The sequence below is a fragment of the Pseudoalteromonas sp. SANK 73390 genome (assembly GCF_054966645.1).
Map to the genome: position 1 here is coordinate 60610 of NZ_ARPN01000009.1, position 14083 is coordinate 74692.

Annotated in this window: 11 protein-coding genes and 1 pseudogene; 8 read left to right on the forward strand and 4 right to left on the reverse strand. The window is 39.9% G+C overall.

Annotation, left to right across the window (positions count from 1 at the left end):
- Positions 1-6: 6 nt before the first annotated feature.
- From SANK73390_RS00800 to SANK73390_RS00815, 4 genes are all read left to right on the forward strand, one after another.
- On the forward strand, positions 7-1092 hold the full coding sequence (locus SANK73390_RS00800) for an efflux RND transporter periplasmic adaptor subunit (RefSeq protein ID WP_462762322.1): 1086 nt from the start codon (positions 7-9) through the stop codon (positions 1090-1092).
- A gap of 537 nt (positions 1093-1629) precedes the next feature.
- Positions 1630-2493: an ACP S-malonyltransferase gene (fabD, locus tag SANK73390_RS00805; protein ID WP_462762325.1), complete on the forward strand. Its 864-nt coding sequence runs from the start codon at positions 1630-1632 to the stop codon at positions 2491-2493.
- Positions 2493-3773: a protoporphyrinogen/coproporphyrinogen oxidase gene (locus SANK73390_RS00810; RefSeq protein ID WP_462762328.1), complete on the forward strand. Its 1281-nt coding sequence runs from the start codon at positions 2493-2495 to the stop codon at positions 3771-3773. Before fabD ends, SANK73390_RS00810 begins: the two co-directional genes overlap by 1 nt.
- 178 nt (positions 3774-3951) lie before the next feature.
- On the forward strand, positions 3952-4494 hold the full coding sequence (locus SANK73390_RS00815; RefSeq protein WP_462762331.1) for a cytochrome b: 543 nt from the start codon (positions 3952-3954) through the stop codon (positions 4492-4494).
- A gap of 1394 nt (positions 4495-5888) precedes the next feature.
- Here SANK73390_RS00815 and SANK73390_RS00820 read toward each other — a convergent pair.
- Both SANK73390_RS00820 and SANK73390_RS00825 read right to left on the reverse strand, forming a co-directional pair.
- Positions 5889-6032 (reverse strand): annotated as a pseudogene (locus tag SANK73390_RS00820) (IS5/IS1182 family transposase); the annotation flags it as partial.
- Between the two features lie 107 nt (positions 6033-6139).
- A complete protein-coding gene (locus SANK73390_RS00825) occupies positions 6140-7018 on the reverse strand; it encodes a hypothetical protein (protein ID WP_462762333.1) in 879 nt (292 codons plus the stop codon).
- A gap of 523 nt (positions 7019-7541) precedes the next feature.
- Here SANK73390_RS00825 and SANK73390_RS00830 point away from each other — a divergent pair.
- From SANK73390_RS00830 to SANK73390_RS00840, 3 genes are read left to right on the forward strand one after another with little or no spacing between them, the layout of a single operon-like run.
- Positions 7542-7844 (forward strand): hypothetical protein, encoded by a 303-nt coding sequence (locus SANK73390_RS00830; protein ID WP_462762335.1) that lies wholly within the window; start codon positions 7542-7544, stop codon positions 7842-7844.
- On the forward strand, positions 7841-9442 hold the full coding sequence (locus SANK73390_RS00835; protein WP_462762338.1) for a PepSY-associated TM helix domain-containing protein: 1602 nt from the start codon (positions 7841-7843) through the stop codon (positions 9440-9442). Before SANK73390_RS00830 ends, SANK73390_RS00835 begins: the two co-directional genes overlap by 4 nt.
- Positions 9439-9768, forward strand: a complete 330-nt coding sequence (locus SANK73390_RS00840; RefSeq protein ID WP_462762341.1) for a DUF3325 domain-containing protein — start codon at positions 9439-9441, stop codon at positions 9766-9768. The genes SANK73390_RS00835 and SANK73390_RS00840 overlap by 4 nt, the downstream gene beginning before the upstream one ends.
- 510 nt (positions 9769-10278) lie before the next feature.
- Here the strand turns inward: SANK73390_RS00840 and SANK73390_RS00845 are convergent.
- Positions 10279-12255 (reverse strand): TonB-dependent receptor plug domain-containing protein, encoded by a 1977-nt coding sequence (locus SANK73390_RS00845; RefSeq protein WP_462762344.1) that lies wholly within the window; start codon positions 12253-12255, stop codon positions 10279-10281.
- A gap of 90 nt (positions 12256-12345) precedes the next feature.
- Positions 12346-12711, reverse strand: a complete 366-nt coding sequence (locus tag SANK73390_RS00850; RefSeq protein ID WP_462762347.1) for a hypothetical protein — start codon at positions 12709-12711, stop codon at positions 12346-12348.
- A gap of 491 nt (positions 12712-13202) precedes the next feature.
- Here SANK73390_RS00850 and SANK73390_RS00855 point away from each other — a divergent pair, with 491 nt between their 5' ends.
- Positions 13203-14054: a hypothetical protein gene (locus tag SANK73390_RS00855; protein WP_462762350.1), complete on the forward strand. Its 852-nt coding sequence runs from the start codon at positions 13203-13205 to the stop codon at positions 14052-14054.
- Positions 14055-14083: the final 29 nt, after the last annotated feature.

Sequence of the window (14083 nt, forward strand, 5' to 3'; positions counted from 1 at the left end):
TATGTAATGTTAAAAAACACCTTCAAAATTTCAAGTACAAAGATATTGTTCAGCAGTCTTATCCTCTCGGTGATGGTTTCGATGACTTCTGCGATTGCCAGTGAGAAACCCAAAGGCGTAGCGGTAGATATAGCTACCGTGAAGTTACAAGAAGTTTCACCAGCGACTTGGTTATCAGGAGATTTAATCAGCCGTGCTGATTCACAAATAGCAACAGAAGTTTCGGGTCATCTGTTAAACATCTCAGAAGTAGGTCAACGAGTGAAAAAAGGGGAGGTTTTGGCGATCCTTAACGATAAGCTATTACGACTTCGTTTGCGAGATAATCAAACAGCAGTTGAACGACTTAAAACTGAGTTAAATTATTTATCGCGCCAAATTTCTCGTGAAAAAAAGCTTGCAGAGCAAGAAAGTACATCTCAATCAGAGTTAGATAGATTGGAAATGGAGCGAGATATGAGTCGTCAAGAGTTAGCAGCTGCCAAAATTCAAGTCGAGCGCACTCGTTATTTAGTTGCTCAATCGCGCATTATAGCCCCTTTTGATGGGGTGGTGGTTGAACGTATGGCTAATCTTGGTGAGTACCTTTCTGAAGGCGAATCTTTATTAAGGTTTGTGAATGTAGACGAAAAGGAAATTACGCTATACGCACCAATTCATCTATACAGCAATTTGAATATAGGGGCACGTGTTCAGTTACAGTCAGCTCAGGCACAAACCATATCGTTGCCAAAGTCAGGCGTTGTAAACCGTGTTATTCCGGTTGGTAATATCCGCTCACGTATGTTGGAAATACGAGTAAAGCCAGACTCTACTGATTGGGTGATAGGCGAGGCTGTTAAAGTTCAGTTGCCAAGTGGAGTGGCTGAAAAGCAGCTCACGGTGCCACGTGATGCTTTGGTATTACGACAAAATAAAGTTTTTGTTTACACCGTAGATTCACAAGGAAAGGCACATAAAGTGCCTGTGATCCTTGGCGCGAGTAAAGGTGACCATGTGGTGGTTGCCGGTAACATTCGTGATGGTGACAGCGTGATTGTACGTGGTGCTGAGCGCGTTCGGTCTGGGCAGCATGTGCGACCGTTACTTTAATATTAAGGCCGCTAGGTGAACATCGGCTTAGTATCACCCAGTCAGTAAGTACAAACTTACAAAAGTTAAAAAGGTTTCAATCTAGGCTAATAGTACCTTGATGGATAACTCTACAGCGAAGTACTTTATTTACTCTCTAGTAAGAGAGTAAATGAAGATAAGAATCTGTAACTTGTCTACGCATAGATGCGAATTATCGGCACATAACAAAACAGCACCTTTTGTGTGGTACATGGTGAATACTTGGCACACTGTTGTATGAAAAAGTATTTTTATCTGGTTTGCCAATGCCTTATAGGAAAAATACCAAGTGTAAGAGAGCTTTGGGTAGTGCTTTCTTCCGTGGGAAAAATAACAGAGTAAAAAAACAAAACATCCAAGGATTTTTTATTTTTTAATTATTAAGTGAGTGGAAATGAGTATGCCATTTTTTGTAGCTGTCAATTAGATAGAGCGTTGGCCAGCTGCTTACAAATGTAAGGCTTCGTTATTTCCAAAGATATAGCTATAAAAATATAACAATAAAAGGTGGATATTATGAAAGCGATGATTTTCCCTGGTCAGGGGTCTCAGTTTACGGGAATGGGAGAAGAACTTTTTGATGAATTTGATAATTACGTTCGCGCTGCGGATGATATTTTAGGTTATTCAATCAAAGAGTTGTGTTTAGTAGACCCTAATAAGATTTTGTCTAAAACACAGTACACTCAGCCAGCCCTTTATGTTGTGAACGCACTGCACTATCTAAAAAGAACACAGACCTTAAATGAAAAAATAGATTTTTTTGCAGGACACAGCTTAGGTGAATTTACGGCACTTTTTGCTGCAGGTGCATTTAGTTTTGAGCAGGGTTTACGACTAGTTAAAAAACGAGGTGAACTAATGAGCACCGCTAAAAATGGTGCGATGGCAGCCATCATTGGCATAGAGACAACGCAAGTTAATGATGTATTAAAAGCTCCTGAGTTGCGTAACATTGATGTTGCTAACTATAACTCCCCTACCCAAACAGTGGTTTCAGGTTTGCAGGATGATATTGAAATCGCACAAGGCATTTTTGAAGAGCAAGGGGCCATATTTGTAAAGTTGCCAGTTAGTGCCGCTTTTCATTCTAGATATATGAAGCCTATTGAAGAAGCTTTCAGTCAATATTTAGAGGAATTTACATTTGGCAAGTTAACGGTGCCAGTTATTTCAAATGCAACGGCTAAACCCTATCAAGATGACTCTATTGCCGAAAACTTAACTAAACAGTTAAGTAGCTCTGTTCAATGGATAGACTCAATACACTATATCAATGAAAACGGCCAATGTAACTGGGAAGAAGTGGGCCCTGGAGATGTATTGAGTAAACTGATTTGTTCGATATCGAATAAAATGAATAATAAGGAAGCAGCATAATGGATAAAGGTGTACATATTGTTGGCGCGGGTATTTCTGGATTAGGTAGTGCACATTTTTTAAAGAAAAATGGCTTTTCACCCATTATTTATGAATCTGAAAATCAACCAGGTGGTCGAGCTGGGTATGAAAAGCTTAATGATGGCTTTTTTGAGACTGGTGGAAAAAACTTCTCTGAGTCTTGGACTCACTTTATGGAAATTGCAAATGACCTAAAGATAAAAGAGTTAGACGCTCAACATCATGCTTTTAATATTATTATGCAGGGAAAGCTAAAGACATTTAGAAAAAAAATGGGCTTGACTGAAGTTGTTAATATGATGAAAGACGTCGGTGTGCTCGGTAGTCTGCAATTTAAGCGCATGATTAGCTATAAATTGAAACACAAAGACCATTTAAATTTCGATGAAGGCAAGCTGATTGACATCGAAAAAGCGTACGACCATGCGCCGATCACTGAACACTTCCATAAAAAACTATGCAAAGGACCTTTACGTATGTTTTCGATCATTATGGGCGGCGCTGAACCGGAAGAAACCTACTATTCTAACTTACTTCATTTGTTGCCGTTTGGTGTTGGCTCCTTACGAACTTTTAGCAATAGCATTGGAAACTTCTTTGAAGAATTAGCCGCCAATCATGATGTGGAGTTTAATACTGCCGTAAGAAAAATAGTGATCGAAGACAATAAAGTCACAGGGTTGATGGTTGAGCGCCGAGGGAGCCAAGAATTTGTTGCTGCGCGCCATGCACTAATTACTCTGCCGTTACATTTAATACCGAACCTGATTGAATTACCTGAGCAGGTTAAACAAGCGATAGAGTCGGTTCGATATTTCCCTGTTGCTTTGATCAATGCAGAGTATGAAGCTGATATATTTGATGAACAATGCCAGTCGATTATGTTTGACGAAAGTTATCACTTAGGACATTGTTCGGCAAATCGTTCTTATAAACTCAATTCTGTGCGTTTTACAATTGCTGGTAAAAAAGGACGAGAGGCTTTACAGCTATCTGATGAGGAATTGGTTGACCTAGCTGAAACAGAGTTCTCGTCTATTCTCCCGATTAATTCTGCAAGAGTGCGCTATCACGTAAAGAGGCATATGGGAGGCCTATGTGCGTATGGAGCAAATCATTCTAAAGCGAAAAAAATCATATGTGATTACATTAAGAGTATCCAAGGTTTGGAAATTGCAGGAGATTATTTGGAAGGCCACAACATGGGCGCTTGCCTGTCTTCAGCGAAAAAAGCGGTTAATAATTTTGTTCAGGCCTAATAAATAATTGATTCTTTTTAAGCAGAGTAATCGAATAGCGCCAGACACCTTAAGAACAAATGATGTTAGTCAAATATTAAGGTGCCATCACAGGCCTTTTGTTTAAAGTAAAGTTTTTAAATTAACTTTACTTTAAGGATACAGGCTGACTTTTTTTACTTTTATTTAGACGCGAATTATGGAATCGACAGTATTAAAGTTTGATCGCACATCCCGAATGCTGCACTGGGTATCAGCGGTGGTGATAGTATGGGCAATGTTGTCAGGTTTATTTGTTAGCTTTTTACCTTCTATAGCAGTACCTCAACCGGACGCATTGCGAGAACTAAAGCTTTATATTACAGAGTTTAATGTTTCTTTAACAATGATATATATACCATTCTTTGTCTGGCGTGTTTTGCATGCAATACGGACTAAAAAACCAGTTTATTGTCAAACATTACCTGTAGCACAAGTTAAAGTGGCGCATGTTGCACATGTCTGTATGTATACCTTAATTGCTACATTGCTTTGTTCTGGTTTACTGATGATGGATCGACCTTTTGGTATTTTTGGCTTGTGGAGTTTGGCTCCTATGATTACCGACCAAACATGGTTGCTCTTTTTTGCAAGAGCTCATGAATATAGCAGCTATGCGTTGTTGGTATTTATCATAATACACCTTAGTGCTTTGGTTAAACATCAGCACTCAGGAAATCAGATTTTGCAAAGAATGTTGTAAGGTAGAGCGGTAGGTATATGCAACAGGTGTAAGTCTGTTAATAGCTGCTTGAATGATGTTATAACTTTTACAGTTGAGTAAAAAATGATGTATAGGCATCAAAACATATGTCTATACATCATAAGCTTGCCCTTTATTTGGCTTTTTGTATACTTCTTTAGTATTCGGTTATTTACTGAGTGTTTTGACAATCCGGTTTGGGTAAATGGAACTAAATAAACTGTTGTATAGCTTGGGCTGGGTGCTTAAAGGTTATGAGTTTTTAATTATAACGTGGTTTTTGATCACACAGCTGCCAACACATAAATGGTCATTGTTTAGCGCCAGAAGTCATCAACTTAACTCATTACAACTTCACGACTTGCATTCTTATGGTTGCGGTATGTGTGTTTTTGTTTCATATGTTAGGCTCAGAAATGGCGCAATTTTTTCTTCATACCTTAATGCCAAGCTTAAATGACAGGATAAAAGTCTTTTATTTTACCGGTATAGTCAATATGTTTATTTGTATATTGGTGTTGTTTTGTTGGCATAGGCTAAGAAAGTGTTTATTTAATTTCGCCTCACGGCTTTGTTTATACATAAGTTTTATTCATATTGTTATCAAGATGATGCAGTTAGTTGCCAGAGGACATTTTGATTACCATGAGCTTAAGCCGCTATATGTTATTGTAGGATGGCTTTGTAATTTAACGATGATGTATACCATTTCAATTTACCCTGCACGTCAAATATGGGCAAACTTTAAAAAGGTTAATTGATTTTATTTTTAAAGCTTCTAGCCAAGCTTTCTTATGTGCTTTTAGAGTAGCGTGATCACGTATTATCTTTAACTTTTTGCTTGTAATAACTGGGCTTAACGCCTCTCGCATAAGATCCTGACCTGCGTCAGGAAGACAAAATGCTATATATTATATACTTTTCGTGATTCTGAGTTTGCCTCAGAATTCCATTACGCTTAATTGAATAATGTTAAGTGTGAGCCAGCCACTGATTCTTTGAATCTAACTTTCTTGCAAAAGACTATTCTTCTACCGCACATTTTTCTTTTATGTATGTTCTTAGGGATTTCAGCGGGTACATAGCAATTGCTGAAATAGTTATTATATTACATATCCAGTCTACTGTGACGTAAACCAGTTTTAGCTCATGATAGTCAAAGTAGCCTCTCGATATAAGTTGCATACCTTGTAGCATCATAAGTACAAGTGTCGTGTACATACAAATACGAGCCGTTCTTGAAAATGTGCATCCTCGAGCAAATGTGGAGCTATTTCTCGTCAATTCTTATCATTACTTTTTGTTTGTTGAACTTTATTGTATTGATTTAGTTTATTATTATTTGGCTGGAGTATGTTTTTTGTGTGCATTTTATGAATAGCTCACAAAGGTCGTTACATTAATGAAAAGACTAGAGATACCATATGTTGATGGTTTTTAGCCAACTCATCATACCAAGTAGCACTTGCGCGGTACTTTTTAATCTTAAGAAATGCATTTTCAACTAAATGGCGGTAGTGATATAAGCACCAACCAATATCATTTGTTAACATTAACCTCGTCATTTGGGGAAGTTACTTTGGCTTTTTGGCAACACCATTATAACCAACCCAAATGTTGTTTGTTTTTTTAACCCAAACAGCCCCTAGTCAAAAGTAAATAACCCTTTGCAATTTAGTTTAAGTAATTCGTTTTGCATTTTTTCTTTATTTTTTATTGTTATCCAAACTCCCGTATCAACGTAAGGCCTAGCTGACCATTGACTGCCAACACACCCAAATTGACCGCCAGGTTGAAAGTTGCGAAGCGAATCAAAATACGTACTGTCACTACTGAGTGCTACCCAATGCAAGGTATTCACTGGTGTTTGGATTAACACCAAATTAAGCTCATCCGCTTGAGGCGTGGGCATAGGCGACTCTGTTAAGGTATATTCCTGTGAATTACCAAAAACAAATGCCAACACATCCTGCGAGCTTGCTTTAGAGCTAAGCTCAGCTATCTCTTTTTGTGCCAACGAATCAAAATTGTCGAAAGCTTGCTTGGTGACAAAAAGCTCAGCATTCATGCCTAGGCTAGTTGCTACTTTAGCGACCCGCAGTGGCACACTACCGCCTTTCTCTGTTTCTTTTGGAATACAGTCTACCTTTAATAGCTCTTTAATCTCTGCTGCATCAAATCGAGTTAATTTATAGAGTTTAAGCGCCAAAGAGGTGAAATTATCTTCATGACTTAGTGTGATTTTTGATTGACTACCATCTTGTAGTTGAATTTGTACTTCTTTATTCTCTGGCAGTATCCCAAGTGTAGCGGCGGCGGCAGTCAAGCTATAAGCTGCACAATATTGCGAGGTAAGAGGCTGAGTCATACTAAGGCGTATTAAGTCAAATGGAGAGGGCGAAAATGCATGGGCCATTTCATTATAGTTACCCAGTTGTTCATCAATTTGTGTTGGTGTGTTTGGTAACTCATTGATGCTAAGTTTTTTGATATTATTCAAACTAGTGTAGCTAATAATTGCCATGGTTATTCCTTTAAATATTTGTCGAATGAAAGACCCAAGTATAATTTCTAAACAAAAAAAAGCGATTACAGACAATTACATAGTTCACATGAAAAGTAATTTAACCGAGCAAATAAGCTGATTGGATATAATCCGCGAGGATGAGTGTTGACCATAAAGGTAGAACAAAGCATTGTGGCGTATTGCTGTACCTGTTGTGTTTTGCTCTGATGTATTTTGATGAGCAATATGAGTAGTCGATTAGTACATTAATGTGATTGTTGGCAGGTATATATGTTTTTAATGACCTAAGAAAGTGCTAGCCAAAGTGTGCTGCACATTTTATCAAGCTAGGTTTAGGCTGCATTAATAAAATTAACAGTGCGTCATCAAAAAACCAAAGTTCCGCATAAGTCATTTACGCTAAAAATACGCTTTTTATTTTAATTAAGGGTTATTGCACAAAAGTCAAAGTTATCAGTTACAAATGTAATCGGTAATTGTTATCATTTGCAATTATGGTTCGTTATTTTTAATTTAAGTGATGCAAATAAACTTCCCCAAATTGGCGTTAAATAAAGAGGTTGTCAGCCGCTTGCTGATCATCGTTGTTTTTGGTTATCCATTGGTAATGGCGGCCAGCATTGTGATTTCTTATTGTTTACCGCTGTCAAAACCAGACTCAGTGGCCGCTGCTTCTATGCTGAGCTTTGTACTTTATACGGCTTATATTATGTGGGCTTTTGCACTTAAAACATGGCAACAGTTGCTTAGGGTTAGTGTGTTGTTACTTATGGCAACGGGGTTAATAAGTGGCGCTTTAATGTGGGGTATGCAAAGAGTATGAAAAGTGGCTTTAGACAGTCGATGGCTTGGCTGCATACTTGGACGGGTATTATTGTTAGTTGGTTACTGTATTTTATTTTTGTAACCGGCACTTTAGGTTATTTTGACAGTGAAATTGACGCTTGGATGAAGCCTGAGTTACCGCGTAACACAAGCAATACTCAAAGCGCGTTGATTACAGCGCAAAGTCACCTTGCACAGCATGGCCAAAATGCAAAAGATTGGCGTATTTATTTACCGCTTTCTCGCACAGAGCCACATTTAGAGGTTGGCTATCAGCAGTACAACGATGAAGGTAAGTTGGAGCGTGTTTCACAGCTGTTGCATGCACAAACGGGTGAAGTGCTGCAAAGTAGAGCAACGGGTGGCGGTCAGTCGCTTTATCGAATGCATTATCGATTACATTATATACCCACTCGCTTGGCTTACTATTTTGTAGGCGTGTTTACTTTGTTTATGTTACTTGGGTTGGTAACGGGTATTGTTGTTCATAAAAAAATATTTAAAGAGTTTTTCTCTTTTAGGTTAAATAAAGGTGCAACGTCATGGCTCGATGGGCACAATTTAATGAGTGTGATGAGCTTGCCGTTTCATTTAATGATCACCTATTCTGGTCTCATTATGTTCACGTTTACCTATGTACCGTTTATTTTAAATGCCAGTTATGGGTTAGGAGAGCCAAGTAAAAAACAATTTTTTGATGAGTATTATCAAAGGGGGGCGCTTGTTGAAGCGTCGGGAAACCCGGCTGCTATGCTGCCATTACCAGTACTTTATCAACATGCTTCAGCTTACTTAGCCGGTCAAGGTAACAATCAAGCAAACTACGCTATTCGCATTTATCACCCGTATGATGAAAGCAGTGTCGCGGTGTTCTCACCAGAGCTATCAGAGCCAAGTAACGATGGCACTAAGTTAGTGATCAGTGCCACCAGTGGCGAGGTGCTAAGTTATCAAGCGCATTACGCAGGAGTGCGCCGAGTGCAGTCTGTTTTTTTGGAGTTACATGAAGGAATATTTGCAGATTTACCAATCCGTTGGTTGTATTTTATTTCGGGGCTAACGGGTTGCGCAATGATAGCAACAGGTATGATTTTATGGACTACAAAACGACGTAAAAAGGCGCTCAATCACCCAAATGGTTTGCCGTTTAGTTTTAAACTTACAGAAGGCTTAAACATTGGCACCATTGTTGGTCTACCCGCAGCCATAGCGGTATATTTTCTAACAAATCGATTATTACCAGTCGCGTTTGATGGGCGTGCTGATTGGGAAATACATAGCTTGTTTATTACTTGGTTGGCGTTTTTGGTGCATGGTATGTACTTTACATGGCAAAACCAAGGGCAAAAAGCGTGGTATCAACAATGGACAGCTGCAGCGCTGCTTTTTGTTTCGGTGCCAATTATAAATGCATTGACCACTCAACGAGGCTTAGTACCAAGTTTTGCCAGTAATGATTGGGTTTACGTTGCGTTCGATATGAGTAATTTAGTGGCGGGTTTGCTATGTGCCTTTATTGCAAGCAAAGTAACGCGTGCTAATAAGCATATTCAGTCTGTAAAAGTTATTAAGCGCAAGGTTGAGGGGGTCGTATGATAATGTTGTTTTCGGTCATGTTTATTTACCAAGCGCTGTGTTTATTTTTACTCTCATTGCCAAAATACACCAAAGTGTTGGGTCGTGAATTTAAACCCAGTGAGATACAGGCTCGGCGTCGGCGAGTCGTTGCTTGGGGCCTTATTGCTATCAGTTGGTATTTATCTAGTTTGGTAATGGGTTGGGTGAATGCAGTGGTGTTTATTTTGGGCTTACTTACCGTTGGTGGGTGTTGTTTGTCAGTATTGTTTCAATATCGCCCGCAGTTGGCTTTAAGGCCAGTTTTATTACATGTTAATAAGTTAACATCAGCGCTGGACAAGTGAATTTGCCCAATAAAGCTGTTTTGCCCTCTATCTACGTTACTTTCACTTGCAATAATCAGCTATTACTGTGTACAAGGCTGTATAAAAGCGCCTTACACTGAACAAAAGGTTATCATTTGATGATAAAGAATGTGAGTTATAAGGCAGCTCATATGTCATTTAACACCTCTGACTTTGTACGCTCAGAGGTGCTTATCCGTCATCAAGTCGGTGCGAGGTATAGTTAACCTCAGCTCTGTATAAGCGAATTTGTCCGATAAAGCTATTTTTCTCACTCTCGGCGTTGCTTTCATTTGTAATAGCCCACTATTACTGCATAAAAGCGCCTTGATATTGAAAAAAATAGCATCATTGGATTGTACGTAATGTTTGTTTACAAAATATTTTCTATTCCAAAACCCTTATCCAAACCTGAGGTTAGTTACCTGCTTTTGGCGTTAAGTTTAAAGCGTATGCGGGCTACATTGTGAACATCAGTCTATCCCGATACTGTTTGTGCTTTTATGTTGTTTAATCACCAAACTTGATACGTACTCCAGCATTGACGGTAAATCCATCATTGCGTGACCAAATATCTGTGGTCCAGCGGCCACTTGGGGCTTGTTCTGGCAGTACCAAGGGATGTTCTTTTGTTTGCCTGATATTTAGCAGGTTTTCGGCATTAATAAAGTAGCTGATACGCCCAGAGGTGATCTGCCCCAGTAGGCCCAAATGCCAGTAGGCACCACTTTTGTTACGAAATGGGTTACCTTCTAGATGTTGAGTTCCCGTATAGTAGGCCTCAAAGCCGAGTAAGTGGCTACCATGTTCTTCCCACATGATGACGGCACCCGCGGAGTGTTTGGGCGTGAGTGTAAGAGGCACTCGCTTAACCCCCACATTACTTTGTTTGCTTGCATCGGTGTATAAGTAACTACCCGTTAATTTAATGTCGTGCCAACGGTAGCGTAGCAACAGTTCAGCGCCACGTATTTCGCTTTGTCCCGGAGCATTAACGATGCGAATTTTGTGTTTATCAGCGGTTGGTGATGTATTGATCACGTCGAGTTCAGTGACATTCTCAACGTCAGAGGCGAATAAAGTCACGCTTGTTTCTAAGCTATTAAACACATAACTAATATCAAGCGAGGCTGTTGAGGCGCTTTCTTCATTGAGATTTTCAAGAGGGGCAAGTCGAGATAATCCCGTATCTTCTATATCTTCAATAAAAGGGGTGGGTGCAAAAAAACCTTGACCGTAAGAGCCTCTAATAGTCCAACTGTCAGGGTTGTACAACATTGAAATACGGGGGCTAAATTGCGTGCCGTATTCGCTGTGCCAATCTGTGCGAGCACTGAATGACAAGGCGATGTTGTCGCTTGCTTCGTAATCTAACTGTGAGAATAACCCAGGCACATTATAGGCATAATCAAACTGCGAAAAACCGTCTGAACTGAATTGATCAGACTGAAAAGCCGCTCCCAAGAGCCAAGCGGTTTTATCTGAGTATCCCGACAAACTTGACTCAATTAGGTAGCTCTCATGCGTATCATCTTCAATGGCATTACCAAACTCATGCTCATGGGCTTGATGCATTGCTGCGCCACGCACATTGACATTAAGCGTGTTGGTCAGTGGCTTAGCAAAGATAAATCCGGTATCTAGGCGCACGGTGTCTTGTGTTTGTGCAAAAGCATTGCCATCGGGCAGGCTGGCGTTCTTGGTTGTACCGCCATTGCGCTGCTCTGTCATGGCACCAAATGTGGTATAAAAGCTGGCTCCATTGTCGCCTTGCCAATACAGCCTTGGGCGCATAGTGGCTCTATGGTATTGTGCCATGTCTAACCAACCATCACTGTCTAGGTCTTGCGCTGTTTGTCGGTGTAGCCCGGCAGTCATAGATGTACTAAATGAGTCAGATAGTGGCGTGGCAAAGTAGGATGTTACATCTTGGCCATCTTTTGATGTGGCATTGAGCAGCACCTCTGCTGTAAATTTATCCGATGGGGTACGTGAAATTAGGTTTATCACGCCGCCGAGCGCTGAACCACCATACAAAGAAGAAGCCGCGCCTTTAATTATCTCAACGTTGGCTAGATCAGTGGGGGGGATTTGTAATAAGCCAATTGATGCCGTTTGGCCGCCATATAAAGGGAGCCCATCACTTAATAGTTGCGTATATCGGCCATATAAGCTTTGTAACCTAATATTTGCGCTACCCAATGCAGGTGAGGTATTTTGTACCCGCACGCCGCCTGTTTCAGCTACCAGCATAGAGATATTTCCCGGACGCATCAGCGCTTTTTCTTGAATTTCTTCGCCGTTTATTATTTCAATACGTGTTGCTGACTCAGTCACAATACGGCCTAAACGAGATGCTGTGACTTGAATTTTTTCTATTTTACCCGCGTTGTGTTTGTGATCATGTTCATGGTGCTCTGGTGAGCCATAAGCGCAAAGTGGCAATAATAAAACCGACACCATACATTTTGAGTGTTTAAAAAGCATTTTGACCTCATAGATGCAAAAAGTCGCGCATATCAGCGCTATTTAATTGAGAATTGTTTTTGTGTACACAATGCTGAGCACACAGGCTTTTTATGAGATCAAAATGGGGGGCTTAAAAAGGCGCGTAGTTATTAAAATAGGTGGTTTTACAATATAGTTCACGGCAGAGTTATTTTGCAGTACAACGTTTGTTGAGCAACTAGCCATAGGTAAGTATAAAGAAAACATACAGCTATTCGCGGGGCAAACACAGCCAAGTTCACAGCATGGTACATCGCAGCATGCCTCTTCATTGTCGACGTTACTCACCGCATGAGATGTGCTGCTTTGGTTTGTTTGAGTTGAATTGTTACTCTGAACGTGAGATTCAAACGGCTGATGATATGCAAATGATTGCTCAGCAAAAGCAAACAGCATCACAAAAACAACCAACAGGGTCGAAAGTGGCTTAAGCATATTAATCTCAAAAAGTAACCGTGGCCGTATTGTATTGAATTTTAATTGTTATGTGAATATTTTCGTTTACCTTCTTTCGCTTGGGCTGCAAAGCTTGTTGAATTTATTAAAACGCAGTTATTGCCTCTTTCAAAAGAAGCAGGCTCCTTAAGGGTTGTTGTAGCTAATAGTAATAGTCATTTAGCGATGACAAATTACTGCTTTCGCCGACATTGTTTTGGTTTCTTCAGGCCTTAGTGATATTACTTACCTCAGCCAACTTTTTACTTAGATAAGCACCTCCTTAGCTTCAAAACTTCCTATTTCCACCAGTGATTTGCTTGAAAACCTGTTATAAATCGCTGGTTTATTGAACAGCAAAGTTGCGTAGTATGCAGGTAAATCCACAACAAGTTTCAACATTACAAGCGTGTCTTTCATTGAAGCTAAGTGATAACAGATTGTTATCTAGTTCTTCATTTATATCGGTATTTAAAGTAGGGCTCATAATCATGAATTTATTAAAAATGTCAGTAGGATTTTTGTTGGGCTTTGCGGCTGCATTGCTTCTTAGCTGTAATATTCAGCAAATTCATAGTGTTGAGTCAGTGGTGGGTGCTGATGATAACCAAACGGATACGTTGTACGCTCAGGTTGCACAGCTCACAGAGGAAAATAACCAATTACGTGAGCAAGTAGCAGTGCTTGAGCTTCCTATTGAGGCCGTACAGGCAAACCCAAATCCTGTGACTACTAACCAATCATTGCAACAACCTGTTGAACAGAACACACCAAACTCTGCTTTATCTGCGCAAGTAAAAGAGGACTTGCAGGTGTTTGAAGTAAAGCCTGTGGTGTTTGCCTTGTCGAGTCAACTGAAATTGCAGGGTGAACAAAATAATGTGCTTGAGCAGCTACTGACGAAAAAAGCGCAGGCAGATTTTGAGAGTTGGCAGGCACTTTCTGAACGTTTGGAACAACAACCCGATAATCATGAATATTACCGCCAGTTGTATAACGAAGAAATAATACAAAACAGTGCTGAATATCGCCAATCTATTGCAAGTACGCTCACAGCGGAACAGTTAGAGCAATACCAAAGGTATGAGCGTGGTCAGGCACAACTTACTGTGAGTCAAAAACAAAGCATACTTGCTCACTCAGTGAGTCAACTAAATTTAAGCACTTTTCAACAACAAGAAATTGAGCGTTTGTCAGAGCAGATTTATTCGGTTTCGCAAGAGATTGATTTAGGTTCTACAGGTAGCCCGTATGCAAACCCTAGCGTATCAACAGACTTTGAAAAGCTGTCGCAAATCAAGGCGCTTTTCACGCAAGAGCAACTAAATAAGCTGCGCTTATAAGTTGCTAATATAAACAAAAAAATAAATAA